21 protein-coding genes are annotated in these 21554 nt (G+C 32.8%); 3 read left to right on the forward strand and 18 right to left on the reverse strand.

What is annotated here, in order from left to right:
* Nucleotide 1 precedes the first annotated feature (1 nt).
* The 3 genes from OA85_RS10200 to OA85_RS10210 all read right to left on the reverse strand — a co-directional run bounded on the left by OA85_RS10200 (nucleotide 2) and on the right by OA85_RS10210 (nucleotide 4059).
* Nucleotides 2-1459 carry an MBOAT family protein gene (locus OA85_RS10200; protein ID WP_039109658.1) on the reverse strand — a complete coding sequence of 486 codons (1458 nt, stop codon included), beginning with the start codon at nucleotides 1457-1459 and terminating at the stop codon, nucleotides 2-4.
* A 156-nt stretch (nucleotides 1460-1615) separates the two neighbouring features.
* A complete protein-coding gene (locus tag OA85_RS10205; RefSeq protein ID WP_052257205.1) occupies nucleotides 1616-2323 on the reverse strand; it encodes a transglutaminase-like domain-containing protein in 708 nt (235 codons plus the stop codon).
* 314 nt (nucleotides 2324-2637) lie between these two features.
* On the reverse strand, nucleotides 2638-4059 hold the full coding sequence (locus OA85_RS10210; RefSeq protein ID WP_052257206.1) for an adenosine deaminase: 1422 nt from the start codon (nucleotides 4057-4059) through the stop codon (nucleotides 2638-2640).
* A gap of 251 nt (nucleotides 4060-4310) precedes the next feature.
* Here OA85_RS10210 and OA85_RS10215 point away from each other — a divergent pair, with 251 nt between their 5' ends.
* Complete coding sequence (locus OA85_RS10215; RefSeq protein WP_039109659.1) at nucleotides 4311-5843, forward strand: SulP family inorganic anion transporter; 1533 nt, start codon at nucleotides 4311-4313, stop codon at nucleotides 5841-5843.
* On the opposite strand, the gene OA85_RS10220 is transcribed toward OA85_RS10215, so the two are convergent.
* The 3 genes from OA85_RS10220 to OA85_RS10230 form a co-directional block, all read right to left on the reverse strand.
* Nucleotides 5840-6220 (reverse strand): iron chaperone, encoded by a 381-nt coding sequence (locus OA85_RS10220; RefSeq protein ID WP_039109660.1) that lies wholly within the window; start codon nucleotides 6218-6220, stop codon nucleotides 5840-5842. The two genes, OA85_RS10215 and OA85_RS10220, sit on opposite strands and share 4 nt — an antisense overlap.
* Before the next feature lie 61 nt (nucleotides 6221-6281).
* Complete coding sequence (locus OA85_RS10225) at nucleotides 6282-7532, reverse strand: ATP-binding cassette domain-containing protein (protein WP_039109661.1); 1251 nt, start codon at nucleotides 7530-7532, stop codon at nucleotides 6282-6284.
* A gap of 176 nt (nucleotides 7533-7708) precedes the next feature.
* Complete coding sequence (locus tag OA85_RS10230; RefSeq protein WP_039109662.1) at nucleotides 7709-8230, reverse strand: GNAT family N-acetyltransferase; 522 nt, start codon at nucleotides 8228-8230, stop codon at nucleotides 7709-7711.
* A 173-nt stretch (nucleotides 8231-8403) separates the two neighbouring features.
* Between OA85_RS10230 and yaaA the strand changes: the two genes are divergently transcribed.
* A complete protein-coding gene (yaaA, locus tag OA85_RS10235) occupies nucleotides 8404-9162 on the forward strand; it encodes a peroxide stress protein YaaA (protein ID WP_039109664.1) in 759 nt (252 codons plus the stop codon).
* A gap of 65 nt (nucleotides 9163-9227) precedes the next feature.
* Here yaaA and OA85_RS10240 read toward each other — a convergent pair whose 3' ends face one another.
* Genes OA85_RS10240 through OA85_RS10255 form a run of 4 tightly spaced genes read right to left on the reverse strand, consistent with a single transcriptional unit; the run spans nucleotide 9228 to nucleotide 13854 of the window.
* Complete coding sequence (locus tag OA85_RS10240) at nucleotides 9228-10814, reverse strand: DHA2 family efflux MFS transporter permease subunit (RefSeq protein ID WP_039109665.1); 1587 nt, start codon at nucleotides 10812-10814, stop codon at nucleotides 9228-9230.
* 1 nt (nucleotide 10815) lies between these two features.
* A complete protein-coding gene (locus OA85_RS10245) occupies nucleotides 10816-11895 on the reverse strand; it encodes an HlyD family secretion protein (RefSeq protein WP_039109666.1) in 1080 nt (359 codons plus the stop codon).
* A gap of 11 nt (nucleotides 11896-11906) precedes the next feature.
* Nucleotides 11907-13232, reverse strand: a complete 1326-nt coding sequence (locus OA85_RS10250) for a TolC family protein (protein WP_039109667.1) — start codon at nucleotides 13230-13232, stop codon at nucleotides 11907-11909.
* Nucleotides 13222-13854 (reverse strand): TetR/AcrR family transcriptional regulator, encoded by a 633-nt coding sequence (locus tag OA85_RS10255; RefSeq protein ID WP_039109668.1) that lies wholly within the window; start codon nucleotides 13852-13854, stop codon nucleotides 13222-13224. The genes OA85_RS10250 and OA85_RS10255 overlap by 11 nt, the downstream gene beginning before the upstream one ends.
* Before the next feature lie 263 nt (nucleotides 13855-14117).
* Between OA85_RS10255 and OA85_RS10260 the strand changes: the two genes are divergently transcribed.
* Entirely contained in the window at nucleotides 14118-14675 is a 558-nt protein-coding gene (locus OA85_RS10260) for a DUF4494 domain-containing protein (protein ID WP_039109669.1), read from the forward strand.
* 120 nt (nucleotides 14676-14795) lie between these two features.
* On the opposite strand, the gene OA85_RS10265 is transcribed toward OA85_RS10260, so the two are convergent.
* From OA85_RS10265 to trpC, 8 genes are all read right to left on the reverse strand, one after another.
* Nucleotides 14796-15311 (reverse strand): GNAT family N-acetyltransferase, encoded by a 516-nt coding sequence (locus OA85_RS10265; RefSeq protein ID WP_039109670.1) that lies wholly within the window; start codon nucleotides 15309-15311, stop codon nucleotides 14796-14798.
* Nucleotides 15312-15581: 270 nt separating this feature from the next.
* The gene (locus OA85_RS10270; RefSeq protein ID WP_039109671.1) at nucleotides 15582-16181 is read right to left on the reverse strand and encodes a transposase; all 600 of its coding nucleotides are present in this window, start codon (nucleotides 16179-16181) and stop codon (nucleotides 15582-15584) included.
* Between the two features lie 302 nt (nucleotides 16182-16483).
* A complete protein-coding gene (locus OA85_RS10275; RefSeq protein ID WP_039109672.1) occupies nucleotides 16484-17371 on the reverse strand; it encodes a DUF4145 domain-containing protein in 888 nt (295 codons plus the stop codon).
* A gap of 228 nt (nucleotides 17372-17599) precedes the next feature.
* The gene (gene trpA / locus OA85_RS10280) at nucleotides 17600-18361 is read right to left on the reverse strand and encodes a tryptophan synthase subunit alpha (protein ID WP_039109673.1); all 762 of its coding nucleotides are present in this window, start codon (nucleotides 18359-18361) and stop codon (nucleotides 17600-17602) included.
* A 66-nt stretch (nucleotides 18362-18427) separates the two neighbouring features.
* A complete protein-coding gene (locus tag OA85_RS10285) occupies nucleotides 18428-18745 on the reverse strand; it encodes a gamma-glutamylcyclotransferase family protein (protein ID WP_039109674.1) in 318 nt (105 codons plus the stop codon).
* A gap of 141 nt (nucleotides 18746-18886) precedes the next feature.
* Nucleotides 18887-20068 carry a tryptophan synthase subunit beta gene (gene trpB, locus OA85_RS10290; RefSeq protein WP_039109925.1) on the reverse strand — a complete coding sequence of 394 codons (1182 nt, stop codon included), beginning with the start codon at nucleotides 20066-20068 and terminating at the stop codon, nucleotides 18887-18889.
* Between the two features lie 13 nt (nucleotides 20069-20081).
* Nucleotides 20082-20714 (reverse strand): phosphoribosylanthranilate isomerase, encoded by a 633-nt coding sequence (locus OA85_RS10295; protein ID WP_039109675.1) that lies wholly within the window; start codon nucleotides 20712-20714, stop codon nucleotides 20082-20084.
* A 50-nt stretch (nucleotides 20715-20764) separates the two neighbouring features.
* Entirely contained in the window at nucleotides 20765-21544 is a 780-nt protein-coding gene (gene trpC / locus OA85_RS10300; protein ID WP_039109677.1) for an indole-3-glycerol phosphate synthase TrpC, read from the reverse strand.
* Nucleotides 21545-21554: the final 10 nt, after the last annotated feature.

Consider the following 21554-nt stretch of genomic DNA (forward strand, 5'->3'; position numbering starts at 1 on the left):
TTTAAAATTGAAAGTATATGAATTGTTGATTAGTATCTGAAGAAATAAAGAAATAAAAAATCACTAAAATTAAACTACCATAAAAAGCCCATCTATAGGTTTTTGTCCATTTGTATCCTAGTGATTGTATTGCATATTGCTGTTCCCTGCCAATCCATTCAACAATTAGAAATAATGAAAGAAACACAAAAGTTGGTACAGATATTCCAATTCCTGGAAAATAAGGCATTTTTATTATTGATTTTGAAAATATGCCAGAAATATAATTAAAAGCCTCTGCTATACTTTTCGACCTAAAGAAAATCCAGGCAAAAACGGTTAAACTAAAAGTAATTCCCATTGAAAATAAATCTTTCAATGAAGGTAAAGTTTTTCCTTTAGCCACAATGTCAAGATTATTTCTATTTGTTTTAAAAATTATGGAGGGCATGATATATAGCGCATTGAGAAATCCCCAAATAATGAATGTCCAATTCGCTCCATGCCAAAAACCACTTACAAGAAAAATTATAAATGTATTTCTAATTTTCATCCAAGTTCCACCTTTACTACCTCCTAATGGAATGTATAGATAATCTCTAAACCAAGTAGAAAGTGAAATATGCCAGCGTCTCCAAAACTCGGCAATATCTCTTGAGAAATAAGGAAACGCAAAATTCCGCAATAAATCTATTCCAAATATTCGTGCCGTTCCTATCGCTATATCTGAGTATCCTGAGAAGTCACCATAAATCTGAAAAGCAAAAAAGATTGCGCCCAATACAAGTGTACTTCCTGAATAATCGGCAGAATGGTCGAAAATAGTATTTGCAAATTGTGCGCAGTTATCTGCAATGACAATTTTCTTAAACAAACCCCATAATATTTGGCGTAGACCATCTATGGCATTTGCATAATTAAATTCTCTTTTTTTTTGGATTTGAGGTAATAGGTGTGTAGCACGTTCAATCGGTCCAGCTACTAACAAAGGGAAGAAACTAACAAAAACGGCATAGTCAATAAATTTTTTTTCCGCTTTTATTCTGTCTTTATAGATGTCAATTACATACGACAATCCGTGGAAAGTGTAAAATGAAATACCTACAGGTAAAATTACTTTCAATGTCCATGGATTTACCTGTAAACCAATATGTGAGATTGCTTCCGCAAAAGATTCCGTAAAAAAATTATAGTATTTAAAAACACCTAGAAATCCAAGATTAACGGATATACTAAGCCAAAACCAAAATTTTTTAATATTTTGATTCTTTGCGTCTAACATTTTAATTCCAGTATAATAATCTAATAATGTGGAGAAAATAAGTAGAAACAAAAACCTCCAATCCCAACAAGCATAGAAGAAGTAGCTTGAAGCTAAAAGTAAGATGTTTTGTAACTTTAGATTTTTATTCGTGACGAACCAATAGAGTATAAAAACTATTGGTAAAAATATCGCAAAATTTAAGGAATTAAAAAGCATTCTGTATTTCTATTTGTTGTGTAATATTAGGTTTTTATTTGAGTTACACAAAACTAATGAAGTCAAATAATTATTCTAAACAAAAACTATAGCCATTATAGTAATTTGGAAAATCATTCGTATTCCTAAATATAGCCAAATTTATGTTTTGGAAATTTATTTATATTTTGGAAACTCAAAAACATAGCTTTTCCCAATTAGGAACAGTAATCCATGAATAATAGGCTCCGGAAGAAATTTTAATGTGTCTAAACAAGAGTCATACGTTTTGTTGCAATAATTAGTGATTACAAAAGGAGAAGAATCTGAAGTTAAATATAAGGCAGTTATTCTTTTACAGTCAAGCGTATTTTTTGCATTAAAACTCGAAAAATAGATTTCCTTATTTTCCTTTTTTGATTGAATTAAATCAAAAACAGATAATGGAACTGTTGGATTTATAGGATGAAAAAGTATAGATTTAGCGACATCTATTAAGATCCATTTTTGAAATTCTTTGGAATAAATTTCATTAAAGGCATGTCCACCTTTGATGCAAGGGTCATTTGATTGTATCTTCAATCCCCACTCTTTAACTTTTAAATCGTTTATGACACAAAAATTATTGAATACTTGCGAAAAATCACTGCAAACACCCCCTTCGCCACCAATCATTTTTCTTAACACCAATGTGGATGATTTTCCTAATCCTGGTCCGCCTTTACAATTATTTCTAAGCCAAATAGCTATTTGTTTTGCTTTATCAAGATCACTTAATGCGACTTTTGTTTTTTCAAAAATAAATGGGTTTAACTCAAAATAGATTTGAGGAATATCGGCAAATTTATTGATATGATTGTAACAAAAATTTTCAATCCGATTCATAGAGGCGTTTTTAGATAGCAATCTAAATCGGATTTTATATAGTATAGGGTGTCTCCTTAAATACCAAATTAAAGATTTATTCATGTGCAATAATTTATCCTGTTAATAAACAATTTAAATCAAGAAATGCTAATGTATAAATGATTTTTAAGGGCGTAACTATATAGTAATTAGGTAGGTAGTATCAAATATATTAAAATTAAAAATTAGAAGTTTTATTATTTTTGAAAAACCGTTAAACTGCAATAAAAAAGCCCCAAGTGGGGCTTTTTTATTAATTTATTTTAAAAAATATTTTGAACGTGTTCGAATAGTTATTTTTTTAGAGGATAATTTGCTTCGAAAGTTTTGAATCGAGAATCTAGATTTTTAAGCAATTGTTTTTTTACGGAAGTGTCTTTTATAAAACTATAATTGATACTGTTGTAAACAAACTGTTTAATATCAGCATAAGTTATGTCTTTGTATCTTTTGGCTAAAAGGACATATTGCTCTGTCATATTGGTTCTTAATATTCCTGCATCGTCCGTACTGATGACAATTGGGACACCAAATTCCTTATACAATGGCAACGGATGGCGGTTTTCTTTGACTTTCAAGATGAATTCGTTACTAGCTAAATTTATTTCGATAGGAATTGTTTTTTTAGCCATATAGCGCAATAAATCATAAGAATTTTGCTCATAGGCCATGTCCACTCCATGACCAATACGATTTGCTCCTGCAATATATACAGCAGCATTAATATGCCAAGTCAGGTCTTCGGGTTGCACTAATCCTAGAGTAAGTTCACCGGCATGTAGCGTGTATTTTACATTTGGATAACGGGAATGGCAATATTTAAACATGACCATGTGTAACCAATAATCTTTCATGGATGTTTCGCCATCTTCAGGAGAAACAATGTTTACGCCAGCCATAAGTGGACTGCTATCAGCTGAGATAAAAGCAATTACCAGATTTTTGAATAAATCAACGGGTTCCATGAAGCGCAATACAAAATTTTGATAGCGCATTGTGAAACGGGCATCATCAATTTTAAGGTCATTATGAAGTTTGGCTACAAAATTTGTATTGAAATCAGTGGCGTAAGATGTAGCATCTTTTTGCAGTAAAGTATTGTAAACAGAATCCAACGATTTTATAATTGCTTTTTCATCTTTTACTTTTGCTAATTGTCTCAATCGAGTATTGAATTGGGTCAAATCATCCGTGTTCATAGTACAAGGAATCGTAGATAATTGCGTTTCAATATAACTGACATTCTCAGTAATGGCTCTGTTTTTTAGTTCCAATATTCCTTGTCCAAAATTACCTCTGATTGCTGGTTCAAACTTCATAAACGATTCAAAAAACAACTTGTCCGATGGATAATCAACATGATTATAATCTTTTACGGACCATTTTTGCATGATTTTTTGCTTGTATACATCTAATTCTCCACGGTTTTTTAACGTTGAAAATTGTTCCCAGTTCCCAGTAGAAGGTTTTTCTTTCTGCACTTGCATGGTTTCTGTATTCAGATAAAAATCTTCGGAAATAGCATGTTCCAATAAAGGTTCCGCGTAAATTGATCCAGAATAGTGGTGGTGTAAATCACCTCCTTTTGGCATTTGAGAAAAAAAAGCGGTTAATTCAGCTTCATTATTTCTAATTTTTTCTAAATATTCATTGGTTGATTGCGAGTAACCAACATTCAATAGTATTGAAAAAAGAAAAGTAAAGAATAATTTCATAGTGTAATTTTTTATCGAAATAAAAACAGGTTTTAAGTGTTTTTTTGCCAAATTTAAGCAATTCCATTTTCTGTTTTGTGCAACGCCTAAAAAGTTTTACTTTTACTGCTCTTATTAAAAAGGGTATTATTGCCTCTTTTTCTATTATTTTTAAATTTTAATTTTTCCAATTGAGTATTGTTTTATTGACTTCTTTTCGAAATTTTACTCTTTCGAGTCGATGTTATTTTTCAAATAGCTACATAAAAAAAATGAAACAGTATTTTAATTTTTTCGATTTCACACAAAAAGTCAATTATAAAACAGAAATTTTAGCAGGATTAACCGTGGCCATGACCATGATTCCTGAATCACTTTCTTTTGCTATATTGGCCGGTTTTCCGCCTTTGACAGGTTTGTATGCTGCTTTTATTATGGGTTTGATTACTGCGGTATTTGGAGGAAGACCTGGAATGGTTTCTGGAGGAGCAGGTGCAACGGTGATTGTTTTAATTGCCTTGATGAAATCAAATGGCTTAGAATACGTTTTTGCAGCAGTTGCTTTGGCAGGGATTTTACAAATTTTAGTTGGTGTTTTTAAACTGGGTAAATTTATCCGTTTGGTGCCACAACCAGTTATGTTTGGTTTTGTCAATGGATTGGCGGTAGTCATTTTTATGTCACAAATGGAACAATTCAAAACCATTGTCAATGGACAAAGTGTTTGGCTTTCTGGTAGTCCCATGTTTATTATGCTGGGTTTGGTTGCTTTGACAATTGCAATTGTAATGTTTTTTCCTAAAGTTACTAAAGCTGTTCCTGCTTCATTAATAGCGATTATAGTTGTTTTTGCTTTGGTTTTTTTCTTTGGTATCGAAACTAAAACAGTTAAAGATATTGCTTCAGTAAGTGGCGGTTTTCCACCATTTCACATTCCAAAAATCCCAGTGAATTTAGAAACGTTGCAAATTATATTTCCGTATGCTTTAATTATGGCTTCCGTTGGATTAACAGAAGGTTTATTGACGTTGAATTTAGTTGATGAAATCACGGAAACAAAAGGAAACGGAAATCGGGAATGCATCGCACAAGGAAGTGCCAATATCTTAAATGGTTTTTTCTTTGGAATGGGTGGTTGTCCTATGATTGCGCAAACGTTAGTGAACCTTTCGGCAGGTTCCAGAGCCCGTTTATCTGGTATCATTGCGGCGTTGACAATACTGATGATTATTTTATTTGGAGCTCCAATAATTGAGCAATTGCCCATGGCAGCTTTGGTTGGTGTCATGATTATGGTCGCTATTGGAACGTTTGAATGGGCTAGTTTCCGAATTATTAATAAAATGCCAAAACATGATATTTTTGTTGGTGTGGTAGTTGCGTTAATTACCATTTTACTACACAATTTGGCTTTGGCCGTTTTAATTGGAGTCATTATTTCTGCTTTGGTTTTTGCTTGGGAAAGTGCCAAAAGAATTCGTGCCAAGAAATATATTGACGAAAAAGGAGTGAAGCATTATGAAATATATGGGCCTTTATTTTTTGGATCAACAACAGCATTTGCTGAAAAATTCGATATTTCAAATGACCCAAAAGAAATAATCATTGATTTTAAAGAAAGCAAAATTACGGATATGAGTGCAATTGATGCCGTAAATAAAATCACTGAACGGTATGCCAAACTCAATAAAACTGTTCATTTACAACATTTAAGTGCTGATTGTAGAACATTGCTAAAAAATGCGGATAAGGTTATAGATGTCAATATTCTGGAAGATCCAACGTATAAAGTAGCAATTGACTAAGAGTTTTTGGATTTGCTCAAATTGTCATTCATTCGGGCTTCAATAATTTTCTTTAAAAGAGCTTCAGGTATTGGTTTTTCAGGGGTAAAACGGATGGTTCCTTTTGATAGACTAAAATCTTTTAATTCTTCTTTGAATTGTTCAACCGTTTTTGAGTTCCAAGGAAAAAAACTGCAATGATTTTTAAAAGCGGCAAAACCCACTAACATTCCGTGGTATTTGTATGCAGGCATTTGGTAACTAATTACTTCTTGGGCTTCTGGAACAATTTCTTTTATGGTTTGCCTTAGTTTTTCAAGCGCAATTCTCTGCTGCTCGGGAAGTGATTCCAGGTATTTGTCAATAGCAATGCTGTTAGAATCAGTAGATTTACTCATACGATTTTTATCATTAAATTAAAGAAAAAATCACTTGGCGTGAAAATTAGTATGTGCTGTTTTAATTGGGTTCTGAATGAAATTTTATTTTGCCAATAGATCCTGTTGCCGTTGGGATTAATTCGAAAATAGAGGTAGGAGCAAGCATCGGTTCTATTCGATGGGAAACATATATAATAGTCATTTTAGTTTCTTGCATTAAGACATTGATGAGTTGTATTACCAAAGCTACATTTTCATCATCTAAACCTTCCACAGGTTCATCTAGAATGACTAATGGCGGGTGTTTGAGAACAGCACGAACAATCATTGCTACTCTTTGCTGACCAATAGAAAGTTGGTGGAACGTTTTCTTTTTTAGATGACTCATCTGTATTACTTCAAGCCATTGGGCTACAATTTGTTTTTGTAATGTAGTTGGTTCAGTATACAATCCGATAGAATCAAAAAATCCCGATAGAATCATTTGCTCTAAACTATGATTCTTTTTGAATAAATTTGTCATTGCCGTTGAGAAAATACCAATTTGTTTCTTGATTTCCCAAATACTTTCGCCACTTCCTTTTTTTCTTCCAAAAAGGTATAATTCTTGTCCGTATCCTTTTGGATTATCTCCTGTAATCATGGATAAGAGCGTACTTTTTCCAGAACCGTTTGGACCAATAAGTTGCCAAAATTCGCCTTGTTTGATGGTCCATGAAATAGTGTCTACAATTTTTCTTTCGTCATAACTTACGGAAACCCCATTCATTTTTATCAAGACACTTTCTTTGTAATCAAAAGATTCTAAAGGTTTTGGAATTAAAGTAGTTGCGGCTTTTTTTTGATCGGCTTCAGTGGTGTTAATGTTGTTTAAAACAAAAGAATTATCAATTATCTGAGCTTTATTTTGAATAAAAGGAAGCAAATCAGCAGTACGATTAACCAATTGTATGATGCGAACCGAAGCTGATAATTTTTCGAGTGAATCGAGTAAGGTTACTCGTGAGGATTGGTCTAAATGATCAAAGGGATTATCAAAAATGATATAATCTGGATTTTGATTGATGCAATAGCGTAAAAATTCCTTTTTTTGTTCGCCAGATGAAAAAGTACGTAATTTTCGGTTTGATTCTGGAGCTGCTTCAACAGTATCGTATTGGTATTCTTTTTCGATGAATTTTTCAATAGCAATATCAGAAAAAAGCATTCCTTTCAGTTCATTAAAAGCAGTTAATTCTCCCTTGGCTTCTCCTGAAATCAAGGTTTCAATAAAGTCTTTTTTGTTTACCTGATTGGATAAAAGAATATCCCAATGTGTGTTTTTAAGCATTTTAAAATATGTAAATTGATGTGCTAATGTGCATTGGCAAAATTAAACGTATACTTTTTTAAACACAAGTTTTACAGCTTTTATATAACACGAGTTTAGCATAATTCAAATCTATATAGAAGGTTTCTTTTAATTTTCCAAGAACTAAAAACGAAATTACGGCTCATTACTATTCTTTAATTTATTACAAATTGCATCAATAAGTCGGTTTGTTTTTCATTTCCTAATGTGAAAACATGTTTGTCAAATTCAACAAACCCATTTTTAGTATAGAATCTAAGCGCTCTGTGATTTTCTTCCCAGACTCCAAGCCAAATGTAATCTACATCCGTTTGTTGTGCAATTTCTTTTACTTTGTCAATCAATAATTGGCCTACATTTTTTCCGTGAAAAGCTTGTGAAACATAAATGCGATGCACTTCCAAAGCATTTTTATTTATCGTTTCAGTTTGGGCATCGCCAAAATTTATTTTCAAATAACCAAGGATTTCGTTGTCTGAACTTGCCAGATAAAACTGGGAATTTGCATTGTTTAATTCAGCAGTTAATTGTTCAGAATTAAAACTATCCTTTATATAATTAGCAATGTTTTCAGGAGTGTTTAGAGCGGCAAAAGTTTCTATAAAAGTTTGAGTACTTATGTTTTGTATTGCTTCAAGATCGGATAGTGTGGCCTTTCTAATTTTTATTGTATTCATAATAGTAAATGGTCTTTTGTGTTCTTTTAAAACTCAAAAATAACAAATAATTTTGGTAACAATTTTCATTTTCTATTATACTATTCAAGAAATCAATTCATAGATTCTTACTTTGTTGTTTTCAATTTGTACTTTTGAAACAATTAATAAAAGAACTTGAAAGAGTATAGTGTATGAAAATTGTTATATCGCCTGCTAAATCCTTAAATTTTGAAAAAGAGTTGCCCACTCCACTTCACACGGAATCCCATTTTTTAAAAGAATCGCGACAAGTTCATAAAGTTTTAAAAGAAAAAAAGCCAGCCCAGTTGTCTGATTTAATGAGTATTTCGGATAAACTTGCTGATTTAAATTGGAAACGGAATCAAGAATGGAGAACACCTTTCACCACAGAAAATGCTCGCCAAGCAGTTTTTACTTTTGACGGAGATGTATATACTGGATTAGATGCCTATTCGATTCCAATAGAAAAATTAGAGACATTACAAGATCGTTTGAGAATATTATCCGGTTTGTATGGCTTGTTGAAACCATTGGATTTGATGCAAGCCTATCGATTAGAAATGGGAACAAAATTACCCATTGGCGAAAGCAAAAACCTATATGAATTTTGGAAAACAACGGTTACAAAAGCATTAAATAAAGAACTTAAAAAAGGAGAATTGTTTATCAATTTAGCCAGTACTGAATATTTTTCAGTGATCGATGTCAAAGCCTTGAAAGTTCCTGTAATTACTCCGGAATTCAAAGATTATAAAAATGGTAAACTAAAAATCATCAGTTTTTTTGCCAAGAAGGCGAGGGGGATGATGGTGCGTTATATCATTGATACCAATGCAAAAACAATTGATGATTTAAAAGGATTCAATTATGAAGGGTATCAATTTGATGCTAATTTATCAAAAGGAAATCATTTGGTATTTACCCGATAAATTACCTCGATAAAATAAAAAATGCCTATTTCATTAATGAAATAGGCATTTTTTATTATTTACTATTAATGCATTGCATCTGCAGGATTAATTTTGTTCTTCCCTTTTTTAATTAGAAAGATTATCGGAATACAGCATAAAAACATGATTCCGAGGTAAAGAAAAATATCCATGTATGACAGCACAGTACTTTGTTTCATAACTGAATAATCAATGACTTGATACGCTTTTTTCAAAGATTCGTTAGCAGTAAATCCTTTTGACATAAAACCTTTCTGCAACATCATTACGCGTTGTTGTACTTCTAATCTGCTTCCGTCTAAATGTGAAACCAAATTCACCCGATGTTCTTGACTGAATCTAGTGATAAAAGTAGTGATTATAGCTATACCAAAAGAACCTCCTAATTGTCGCATCATTCCGGTAAAAGCAGCTCCTTCACCAATATTTTTCCCTTTTAAAGTTGAAAGCGATAAAGTGGTTATAGGTACAAAAAGCAATCCTAATCCAATTCCTCTTAAAATTAAAGACCAATATAAATGCTCAACACCTGTATTAGGAGTCATATTATTGTGCATCATCAGTGTAAAGAAAAAGAAAATCAAAAAACCAATACCTACCATATAACCTTGGGGAACTCCTCTTTGAATTAATTTACCAATAATTGGCATCATAATAGCGGTTGTGATGGAACCCGGAATAAGTAATAAACCAGCATCAGTAGCAGTCCATCCTAAAATGGATTGTGTATAAATGGGGATGATTAGAGTAGAACCATAAAGTCCAAATCCTAGTATAAAACACATTAAGGTTCCAATTCGTAGGTTTCCGTCTTTTAAAACACTCAGGTTTACTATTGGATGCTTATAGGTTAACTCTCTCCATATAAACAAAATCAAGCCAAAAACGGATACAACACTCAAAAATGTAATTACCTTATCATTGAACCAGTCATCTTGTTGTCCATGTTCTAAAACAAATTGTAATGAACCAATGAAAGCAGTCAAAAGGAAAATTCCCAACCAATCGACCTGTTTGGCTTTTAATTTTTCACCAAATTTAGGGCTTCTTACAAAGCTCAATGCTAGAATAGTAGCAATTATACCAAGTGGAATATTGATGTAAAATATATAAGGCCAAGAAAAATTATCAACAAGATAACCTCCTAATGGCGGCCCCAAAGTAGGACCTACAATTACGCCCATTCCATAAATTGCCTGAGCCATTCCACGTTTTGCAACTGGATAACTCTCGGTTATAATAGTTTGTGCTGTAACTAATAATGCACCACCACCAAGTCCTTGAATAAACCTAAAAATGATAAGTTCCCATATATTATTGGCATTACCACACAAAAAGGAGGAAACTGTAAAAATAATAATAGAAACCACAAAGTAATTTCGTCTTCCAAATTGCTGGGAAAGCCAGCTCGTCATTGGTATTACAATAACATTTGCGATAGCATAAGCAGTAATTACCCAAGCAACATCATTTAATGTTGCTCCAAGACTACCTCTCATGTTCGTTAATGCTACATTGACAATTGTGGTGTCTACAATTTCAAGCAGTGCACATAGTACTGCTGTAATCGTAATCAGAACTCGCCTGTAACCATATTCTACTAAATCATCTTCTACTCTTGCTTGTGCCATTTTAGTTTACATGTACGTCAACATCAACATTCATTCCTGGTCGTAATAATTTTATTTTTTCAACATCATTAGAGGTGTTCAAACTGATTTTAACAGGTAATCTTTGAATGGTTTTTACAAAGTTACCAGTAGCATTATCCGGAGGGAGTATAGAAAAACGAGAACCGGTTGCAGGAGAAAATGAAGTTAATGTACCTTCAAAATCATAATCGGGATACGCATCTACTTTGATAGTTACTTTTTGTCCAATAATCATTTTGTTCAATTGTGTTTCTTTGAAATTAGCAATTACCCAAGCATTAGAATTATTGATAATATAAAACAAGGATTGTCCCGGTTGAACCAATTGTCCCGGTTGAATATCAATTTTTGAAACCTGACCATCTATAGCAGCAGTTATTACTGTATAAGATAAATTCAGATTTGCAGCATCTAGCATCGCTTTTGCTCTTTTGATATTGGCAGCAGCCACTTCAGTTTGTTTATCGGAAACTTTTGATTTAGCTACAATAACTGATTTTTGATACGAACTCGCTTTTTCCTGCTGTTGCAAAATACGAATTTGACTTTCCGCTTCTTGTTTTGCTGCTAAAGCTTGCTCATATTGTTGTTTAGTAATCGAATGGTTTTTATATAAATTTTCATAACGATTGTAATCACTAGTGATTCTGCCTAATCTAATTTTTGCAGTTTCAATATTTCCTCCTGCTGATTGTACATTAGCATCAGAAACAGAAATGTTTGCCAAAGCACTTCCAATATCTGCTTTTGAAACTTCAAAATTTCCTTCTGCAGCCAGTAATGCAGCACTTGCTTCGTCAATTTTCAATTGATAATCTCTCTTGTCGATCGTAAAAAGTGTATCTCCTTTTTTTACAAAATCATTGTCTTTAATGTATACTTTATCTACATATCCAGAAACTTTAGGGATAATTGGATTCATGTTTTTCTCGATTTGAGCATCATCAGTTTGCTCATGTGATAACGAGTGCATGTATTTATAAGTTCCATAAGTTCCGCCTAATACGATCAAAGCCACTAGGATAATAATAAATTTTTTATTTGTTTTTTTCTTTTCCATGTGATTGCTGATTATATTTTTGAAAGATTGAAAGATTGAGATAATTGTCCGGTAACAGAAAGTAATTCGTAGTATTTCTGTATAATATTTGCTTTAGCTAATGCTTTATTAATTTTTGATCCTAATTGTTCAACATCGGCCTCAAGTAAATCATTAGTATCCGAAAGTCCGTTGTCGTACTTGTCTTTTATGATTCTGTAATTTTCTGTAGATTGTTCTACAGCTTGAACATAAACTTCATTTTGTTTTAATGCCAATTCGTAGTCTTCTATCGCTTTTTGAACTTGCATTTTGATATAATCAGTAAGTACGGCTTGCGAATTTTGTACTTCTAATGATTTGCTCTCGGCTAGTTTTACCATAGTTCCGTTTTTAAGGATAGAGCTGATATCATAGGAAATTCCAACACCAAAATTCATTGCGTTTTGAACTGTCACTACATTTTTTAAGTCTAATGCCGTATAACCGCCAATAAGGGAAATAGCAGGATAATAGGCGCTTTTCGCCATTTTTATATTAGCCTTGCTTGCTTTTTCCTGAAACCGAATAGCTTCTAAATCTTTACGATTTTGTAATGCGGGCTCATCATTAGTAGGGATATTGTCCATTTGAAAATTAGCAAAATCACTCTCTCTAATTTCTAATTTAGTTTCAACCGGTAATTTTAGAAGTGTAACCAAATAAAAATTTACAATATTCAAATTGTTATTTTCTTCGTCTATTGACAATTGAATTTTTGAAACTTGTAATTGTGATTTTAGTAAATCATTTCTTGGAATTACGCCGTTTTTTTCCAAATCGCTAAAATCAACGACACGTTGTTGTGCACTTTTTTGATTTTCTTTGAGCAGTTCAATGGTTTTTTGCGATTTGTATAGATTAGCGTAGCTATTGATTACTTTCATAGCAATTTCTTCCTTTGTTTGCGAAGCCGTTGCATTTTCAGCCTGATACAAATTCTCAGAAACCTTTATACTGTTTTGGATTTTAAAACCTGCAAAAACCGGTACGTTGGCATTTACCTGACCAATCATCAATTGATCTACAACTGGCATCGGCTCAGCGCTGCTACTTTTATTAACTTTTAGGTTTATAGAAGCTTTTGCCAATCTTTGATATTGTCCTGAAACTTTTAAATCAGGATATTGACTGTTCTTTACCGATTGTAATTCGTATTTTTTAGTAGCCACTTTGGTATTGGCTAAACTAATTTCATTACTTTTTAACCAAGCCATATGAATGGCTTCATCGAGGGTAAAACTCGTTTTTTCTTGAGCTTCTACTGAAGAAATTCCTATAAAGAAAATCCCAAAGAGCATTAATTGACTAACTTTCATATATTAGAAGGGCTTTTATAGTTTGTTGGATGTGCTTTGTCAAATTGGTTTTTATGTAATTATTGTATAAGTCTTCGGTTTTCAAATTTAGTAAATTTTCAAAGAACGGTTTGTTCATGTGAAAATGAAAAAAAGTACCAAGAATTGTTGGAGTTATCAGCGGAATGATAATGTCTTTTCTAAAAACGCCTTTCGTTTGACCTTCTACGATTATAGCTTCAAGGGATTTTAGATTTCCTTTTTTTAATTCAGTAAAAGATTGAAAATTCAAATCTCGTTTATTAGTGGCAAATTCAAAATGTAATATTCTATAAATTCCTTTATTGCAATTGATTCTATTAATATACAGCTCGATTAACTTATTGATTTTCTCAATAGGCTCAAGTTTTTCTTGTATTAGGGTATCTAATTGGGTTTTTAAATCGGAAGTTCTATATAAAATTAAGGATTCCAGTAAACGCTCTTTGGATCCAAAATAATAGGAAACCATCGCTATATTTATTTTTGCTTCTTTTGAGATGTTCCTGATTGACGTACCATCAAAACCTTTTTCAGCAAATAGTATTTCCGCTACCTGAAGAATTTTGATTTGTTTCTCGTTAAAATCAGTATTTGATCCCATTACATTTTAATTATTGTACAAAATTAAACAAGTGTTTAATTTAAACAGTTGTTTAATTTTATTTTAACATAATTTTAACATAATAAAATTGATTTTTTTATGTTAAAAAATGCGTCGAAAAAGAAATTTTAGTGAAATATGAACCTAAAAAAAATTAAAAAATATGAATATTGCTCTTCTTCCAAAATTGTGAATATCTATTTTAGGAATGATGATTTTTTGTACCTCTAAAATCTATCTTTGACATCCTTAAAAAAAAAGAGATGAGCACAATTTGGTATGAATGCAAAGTAAAATATAGAAAAACAGATGAAACTGGAGGACAAAAGATTACGACAGAACCGTACTTGGTAGATGCGTTATCCTATACAGAAGCGGAAAGCAGAATTAATGAAGAAATGTCGGCTTATATCAGTGAAGAATTTAAAATCACGAATATAAAAGTAGCTAATTATGCTGAGATTCATCCTTTTGAAAATGCAGATCGTTGGTTTAGATCCAAAGTTTCATTATTGGCGTATGATGAAGAAAGTGGCAAAGAACGCAAGTCAAATATGTATTTATTAGTGCAAGCTAACGATGTAAAAGAAGCTTATGATAATACCACCAGTGTAATGAAAGGCACCATGGGTGACTATACCATACCAGCAATTTCGGAATCTCCTATTATGGATGTTTTTCCTTATTTCAGTGGGGAAGAAGGGGAACTGGAACAATTAGAACGATTCAATGCGCTTAAAGGTTCTAAACCGGAAGCAGCAGTAGAAATAGTTGATCACATGGAATTTGAAACGGCTCCTGAAGAAGAAGCTGCAGTTTAAGATAAGTTATTTTTAAAAAAACTCACTGCAAATTCGCAAAGTATCGAAACAGTTGCTAACTGTTTTTATTTGTGAATTTGCGGTTTTTTAATTTTAACCCTAAGATTTTCATAATTTCAATTAGTCCTGTTTAGCTAAGACTTTTTCATATGCTTTTCTGGAACTTCCTCTGAAAAATACCTCTCCACAGTACGTGTAACCAGAATTTTCAAAAATTTTCATCATGGCGATGTTGTCAAAATTGGTGTCTGCTTTTATGCTGTAGATGTTGTTGCTTAGCGCAAAATCTTCTATGTATTTGAGTATCATTTTAGCCAAGCCTTTACCCAAATATTTTTCAGAAATGGCTACTCGGTGCAATACTACAAAATCACCATTCGTCAGCCAGTTTCCTTCAATTTTTTCGTAAGCAGGTTCGTCATTGATTAGTACCGCACTATAACCGATGATAGTTTCTCCTGCAACCAAAACAAATCCTTCCCCTTTTTCAATATCTTTTTGTACGACTTCTGGATTTGGATAACCGTCCTGCCATTGGGTACTGCCGTCTTCTTTTCTTCGTAGGATAGCTTGTTGTAAAATTTCCCATATTGGAGCTATTTCAGATAGTTCCGCTTTTCTAAAGTGATAATTCATTATTGTAATTTAAGTTTTTTCGGTTAATGAGCGTGCTTTAAAAGTACAAAACAAACTTTAAATTTTGGACAATCCGTATTATAGGGTGTATTTATTTTTTAGAAGAGCATGTTTTTGGGCAGAAGTGTTTGTTGCGTACTCTGCGCAAATGTCCTTGCTTTCCGAAGTGTTTATTGTGAATGCTGCGCAAATGTCTCTGACTTTGCGCAATTTTTAGTAGCTGATTTAAATTATTTGCGTCATAAAAGTCTTTGACTTTTGAATACTATTTCAATACTGATTATACTTTGTAAAAACGTTAAGATTTAAAACATCAACAATTGGATTATCTGCTTTTTCTATTTGTAGTAATCCAGTATCATTTATGTAATTGTTTGCGCTGGAATAAATATATTGTGAAGCCTTTTCAACTAAACCAGCTCTTACGGGATTTAAATGGATGTAATCTAATTTAGACCACATAAATTTATTGGTATAAATCTCTTCTGCATGATTTCCGTATTGCCAAAATTGATAGTTTTTGTTTCTTGTATGTTTTTCTGCTGCTAATTTGAAGCGTTCCAGCATCCATTCTTTACGGCTTTCTGGTACGACTTGGATTTTATCTAAAATATTTTTTGCGGTAAATTTTTTAAAATCTCTTATCAAATCTGATAATTTACCATCATGAGATTGAATGATTAAATGAATGTGATTGCTCATGATGACATAGCCATACAAAATCATTCCTTTGTTTTTTATGCAGTAATCCAAAGACTCTATTATACTGTCTCTATAAGTTTGTCTAGTGAAAATATCTATCCAATCTACAACTGTTGCCGTTATATAATGTGGTAAAGTCTGGTCCCTAATTACATAGCCTTCTTTCATTTTAACGTGTTTTTAATATAAAAATAACGATTTTAATTACTTGTTTATGTATTTAAATTTAAGATGATGAAAGTCAGAGACTTTATGACGTTATGTTTTAATAACAGGTTCAGAAAATTGCGCAAAGTCAGAGACATTTGCGCAGCCTTTGCTAGAAATTTATTTATTTTCAGGGACACTTTGCGGAGCGGGTGTATTTATTATTAAAAAAATATACTTGTATTCTTATATTTTTATCATAAAATGCCCAGCATTGACGAGAAATTTATTTTTAGACGAACACTTTGCGGAGCTGACAGGTTTTACCAATTAAAAGTAAATTCGGGTTGTTTGATAATTTGATAAATAGGTTCTTTATCTGCACTAATTACTGTCATAAAATCAATAGTTCCGTTGCCGATTTCGTCAATTATTTTTTGCTCAAATTCAGGAAAATTTTTCTTAATAATTAATCTTTTTGATTTATCTAATATTTGTGTCAAACTCAATTCCTTTCCTAACATTTCTTTATTGACTTTATTTTGAACTAATTTGATAAATTCATCATACGTTTCTATCATCATGTCAATTTTACCTTTAATCATCTTGTCATTAATTAATAAATTTGTCAATAGATGATTAACAATATCCAGCAAAATATAAAGATGCTCTTTTTTTGGTTTTTCCATTTCATGTAACGCATCGTTACCTAAAAATCTGACTGAATGTAATCTTTGCGACTCACTTAAAGTTAGGTGCCCTTTTTTATGAAGTAAATCAATGCGCTCTTCTAAGTTATCTTTTCTAATTTTCAAGTGATTGCATAATGCTTCAATAATAGCTCGCAAACCTCCAGCTGTAAGTATAAGTAAATCTGCTTTTAGCGCCGAGATTGTTTCGCTATATATACTTCGAATGCTTAATGGAAGATATCTTTTATAACCAATTTCGTAACTCTTTTCCAAATATGGCGGATAAATAATATTCTCATAAAAATAATCTGGATTGCCGTGAATATCAGATTCAATCATAGATGTATCACCATACATTTTGAGAAAAGATACAGTTTCACATCCCATGCATTTAATTATGGAGTAATCTTCAACCCATTGAAAAGATCCATAACCTTCATCACCTTTTGTTTTTAGTTTGAATATTTCTTGGTGATTTCTTAATCCTTTGCAATTCCTACAGAAATATTTTTCTTCCATAATCTATAGTCGTCAAAATTTTAGTCAATTAGTATAAAGGTTTGAAGTTAATTCGACTTATCATCCCAAATTTGGGTAGATAAATCGAATTAACTTCAGTATTATTGGTCACGCTAATATATAAAAATAATCTTATAAAATGACTAGATGTACAATTGTTTAAACCACAAAAAAAACGGCGTTTAAAGTTCATTTAAACACCGTTTAATATTATATAAAAGAAGTTGTTTATCGAATCGCTTTCACAAACTCTTCAATTTTTCCAATTCCGTTTTCGGTTAAATGCGTAATAAAAGCACTTCCTATAATTGCTCCTTTGGCAAATTGAGTGGCTTGATTAAAGGTTTCGGCATTGTTGATTCCAAATCCAATTACTTGAGGATTTTTTAGATTCATTCCTGCAATGCGTTTGAAATAATCTTCTTGAACGCTTCCAAAACCAGTTTGTGATCCTGTAACACTTGCCGAACTTACCATATAAATAAATCCATCGGACACGCTGTCAATAAAACGGATACGCTCGTCAGAAGTTTGTGGCGTAATCAAGAATATATTTTTCAATCCGTATTTTTCGAAAGTAGCTTTGTATTCATCAGCATAGACATCAACTGGAAGATCTGGAATAATTAATCCATCGATACCAATCTCCGCACATTTCTGGCAGAAATTCTCTATTCCGTATTGCAACATCGGGTTGAAATACCCCATAATCACTAAAGGAATAGAAACCGTTTTACGGATATCCTTTAACTGGTCAAACAAAACTTGTGTTGTCATTCCGTTGTGCAACGCTTGTGTGGAACTGGCTTGAATTGTAGGTCCGTCAGCCAATGGATCGCTGAACGGCAACCCTATTTCAATCATATCAATACCGCTTTTTTCTAAATCCTGAATGATTTGTACGGTATCATTTAAGTTAGGATATCCCGCGGAGAAATAAATGGAAAGTATCTTTTTGTCTTCTTGTAATTTTTGATTTATTCTGTTCATTGTTTTATTTTTTGTCCTAATAGGTTTTCAAAACCTTGTAGGTACATGTTTTTATATTTACAATTATTAATTTTGCAGATAAATCCATGCAACTATTCCGGATTTCAATGTTATTTGAACTCTTTTATATGCATTAGATTCGAATTGATCTGCTTTAGTCAGATCTTCACTGGAAACAGTAAAAACAATACCATTTATTTCATCCGAAGGATTTTCGCTTGGTGTTGCTACAAAATAATCGGCCATTCCAAATTCTTCTTCTATTTTTAGATCTTTTAGTTTATAGCCTTTGAGTTGGTCTGGTGTTCCAGTCAATAGCTTGTTAAAAACCTGCATTTGAATTTCTTTAGACTGTAATGTTCCGTAAGAGAATATATGTTCCATAATACTATTTTTTCTCGTTATTTATTTGCGTTAGGGATGGGAACGGCATCCTTTTTTGTGGTTTTTTCTACCACAAAAAAGATATAGTGTACAGCCCGACCCGACTTTTTTTGGGAGGGTAACGCCCAAATTATTCTTCTGTTATAATTTAAAATAATCGATATAGGTATTCAAATCTTTGTCACCGCGACCGGAAAGATTGATGACTACGATATCTTCTGGTTTGAATTTCATTTCGTCCAGAACAGCAAAGGCGTGCGCACTTTCGATAGCAGGAATAAGTCCTTCCATTTTGGATAATTTCAATCCCCATTGCATGGCTTGATCATCCGTAATGGAGATGAATTGCGCTCTGCCGGTTGCGAATAAATTAGCGTGCATAGGACCTACGCCCGGATAATCCAGTCCTGCCGAAATAGAATATGGCTCGGTGATTTGTCCATCAGGAGTTTGCATCAACAGGGTTTTACTGCCGTGAATAACGCCTACTTTCCCTAATGCTGATGTAGCGGCACTTTCGCCTGAATCGACTCCTAATCCTGCTGCTTCGACCGCAATAATATTCACGTCTTCGTTATCCAGAAAATGATAATAGGCTCCGGCCGCATTGCTACCACCACCTACGCAAGCAATTACATAATCAGGGTTTTCACGACCTTCTTTTTCTAATAATTGTTCTTTGATTTCCTTAGAAATAACGCTTTGGAAACGCGCCACCATATCAGGATAAGGATGTGGACCAACTACGGAACCGATGATATAATAGGTGTCAACGGGATTGTTAATCCAGTCGCGAATGGCTTCGTTAGTGGCATCTTTTAAGGTTCTTGAACCCGAAAGTGCCGGACGAACTTCGGCACCCAACATTTTCATACGAGCTACATTTGGTGCCTGGCGTTTGATGTCGATTTCTCCCATATAAACGATGCATTCCAGTCCCATTAGCGCACAAACAGTTGCTGTTGCAACGCCGTGTTGACCGGCACCGGTTTCAGCAATGATTCGTTTTTTACCCAAACGTTTGGCTAATAAAATTTGTCCAATCGTATTGTTCACTTTATGCGCGCCAGTGTGACATAAATCTTCTCTTTTTAGGTAGATTTTAGTGTTGTATTGTTCTGATAGCCGTTTTGCAAAATAAAGAGGCGTAGGGCGGCCTACATAATCTTTAAGTAAGGCATCAAATTCAGCCTGAAATTCTGGTTCAGCTGTGATTTTTAAATAATTTTGACGTAATTCTTCCACATTTGGATATAACATTTCAGGAATGAAGGCACCTCCAAATTCTCCGTAATAGCCTTTTTCGTTAACGTTGTATGACATAATTTTATTTTTTTTATTTTTTTTGGTAGAGACATTGCAATGCAACGTTTCTACATAATTGTATGTTTTTTAATCCGGGTTCTATTTCAAATTTACTGTTTACATCAATGGCATAAATGGGTAAATTGGTTTTCGAAATTTCATTTACGGCGTCCATTTCATTAATTCCGATTCCGCCACTCAAGAAAAATGGTTTGCTTGACGGATACTTTTCTAATACTTTCCAATCGAATGTGGTTCCGTTTCCGCCGGGTAATTTTCCTTTGGTATCAAAAAGAAAATAATCACAAACGGCCTCAAAGGGTTTAAGTACCTCAAAATCAAAAGAATCATCAACAGAGAATACTTTTATAATTTCTATTGAATTATCCATTTTATTTTTCAAATCTAAACAAAATTCAACCGATTCCTGTCCGTGTAATTGAACGGCTTGCAAATTGTATTTTGCTATTTTTTCAAGAATTTCATCTTGTGTGGCATTTACAAAAACGCCCACTTTTTTAATCGATTTTGGTAAATCTGGAATACTATCCTCAAAATACCGAGCTGATTTCTCCCAGAATATAAAGCCCATATAATCGGGTAGGAGCGAACCTACTTCGAGTATGTTTTCGGGATATTTCATGCCGCAGATTTTGAGTTTCATATTGTTTTTTATTTATACCTGTTAGGCTTTAAAATCCTAACAAGGTTGTTTTATAGTTGGTTAATAAATTCCGTTGCAGCTTTACCGGCATTATCGGTTTTCATAAAGTTTTCTCCAATTAAAAATCCTTTATATCCGTATGGCTTTAATTCATTAATCGCTTCAACAGATGAAATCCCGCTTTCGGAAACTTTTACAAAATCATTTGGAATTTGTGCTGCCAATTGCTTGCTGAAATCCAAACTTACTTCGAATGTTTTTAGGTTTCTATTGTTCACACCAATCATATCCAATGTTGGCATTATTGATTTTTCCAGTTCTTCCTGATTATGAACTTCCAGTAAAACTTCCAATCCTAAACTTTTGGCAAATTCAGATAATGATTTGATTTCGTCTCTCGTTAAAACCGCTGCGATAAGTAGAATTAAATCGGCTCCATGTGCTTTAGCTTCCAAGATTTGGTATTCATCAACAATGAATTCTTTTCTCAATAATGGAATGTTGACTGTGGCTCTTGCCAAAAGTAAATCGTCTAATGAACCACCGAAATATTTTCCATCCGTCAATACTGAAATTCCACAAGCACCAGCATTTTCATATCCTTTTGTCACTTCTTCAACAGTAAAGCTATAATTTATTTCTGCTTTGGAAGGCGAACGACGTTTGTGTTCAGCAATAATTCCTGATGTACTGTTTCTTAAATTATCGCTCAATGAAATAGTCTTTTTCTCAAAGAAAACCGAAGCTTCCAATTGCGAAACGGGAATGATGGATTTCTTAAGAATGACTTCTCTTTTTTTATCAACTATAATTTTATCGAGTATGTTCATTTATTGTTTA

The organism is Flavobacterium sp. AED (genome assembly GCF_000812945.1).
GTDB lineage: Bacteria > Bacteroidota > Bacteroidia > Flavobacteriales > Flavobacteriaceae > Flavobacterium.

Coding starts and splice junctions, on each gene's coding strand:
- OA85_RS10200 (WP_039109658.1), bottom strand. CDS start 1,459: ATGCTTTTTAATTCCTTAAATTTTGCGATATTTTTACCAATAGTTTTT.
- OA85_RS10205 (WP_052257205.1), bottom strand. CDS start 2,323: ATGAATCGGATTGAAAATTTTTGTTACAATCATATCAATAAATTTGCC.
- OA85_RS10210 (WP_052257206.1), bottom strand. CDS start 4,059: ATGAAATTATTCTTTACTTTTCTTTTTTCAATACTATTGAATGTTGGT.
- OA85_RS10215 (WP_039109659.1), top strand. CDS start 4,311: ATGAAACAGTATTTTAATTTTTTCGATTTCACACAAAAAGTCAATTAT.
- OA85_RS10220 (WP_039109660.1), bottom strand. CDS start 6,220: ATGAGTAAATCTACTGATTCTAACAGCATTGCTATTGACAAATACCTG.
- OA85_RS10225 (WP_039109661.1), bottom strand. CDS start 7,532: ATGCTTAAAAACACACATTGGGATATTCTTTTATCCAATCAGGTAAAC.
- OA85_RS10230 (WP_039109662.1), bottom strand. CDS start 8,230: ATGAATACAATAAAAATTAGAAAGGCCACACTATCCGATCTTGAAGCA.
- yaaA (WP_039109664.1), top strand. CDS start 8,404: ATGAAAATTGTTATATCGCCTGCTAAATCCTTAAATTTTGAAAAAGAG.
- OA85_RS10240 (WP_039109665.1), bottom strand. CDS start 10,814: ATGGCACAAGCAAGAGTAGAAGATGATTTAGTAGAATATGGTTACAGG.
- OA85_RS10245 (WP_039109666.1), bottom strand. CDS start 11,895: ATGGAAAAGAAAAAAACAAATAAAAAATTTATTATTATCCTAGTGGCT.
- OA85_RS10250 (WP_039109667.1), bottom strand. CDS start 13,232: ATGAAAGTTAGTCAATTAATGCTCTTTGGGATTTTCTTTATAGGAATT.
- OA85_RS10255 (WP_039109668.1), bottom strand. CDS start 13,854: ATGGGATCAAATACTGATTTTAACGAGAAACAAATCAAAATTCTTCAG.
- OA85_RS10260 (WP_039109669.1), top strand. CDS start 14,118: ATGAGCACAATTTGGTATGAATGCAAAGTAAAATATAGAAAAACAGAT.
- OA85_RS10265 (WP_039109670.1), bottom strand. CDS start 15,311: ATGAATTATCACTTTAGAAAAGCGGAACTATCTGAAATAGCTCCAATA.
- OA85_RS10270 (WP_039109671.1), bottom strand. CDS start 16,181: ATGAAAGAAGGCTATGTAATTAGGGACCAGACTTTACCACATTATATA.
- OA85_RS10275 (WP_039109672.1), bottom strand. CDS start 17,371: ATGGAAGAAAAATATTTCTGTAGGAATTGCAAAGGATTAAGAAATCAC.
- trpA (WP_039109673.1), bottom strand. CDS start 18,361: ATGAACAGAATAAATCAAAAATTACAAGAAGACAAAAAGATACTTTCC.
- OA85_RS10285 (WP_039109674.1), bottom strand. CDS start 18,745: ATGGAACATATATTCTCTTACGGAACATTACAGTCTAAAGAAATTCAA.
- trpB (WP_039109925.1), bottom strand. CDS start 20,068: ATGTCATACAACGTTAACGAAAAAGGCTATTACGGAGAATTTGGAGGT.
- OA85_RS10295 (WP_039109675.1), bottom strand. CDS start 20,714: ATGAAACTCAAAATCTGCGGCATGAAATATCCCGAAAACATACTCGAA.
- trpC (WP_039109677.1), bottom strand. CDS start 21,544: ATGAACATACTCGATAAAATTATAGTTGATAAAAAAAGAGAAGTCATT.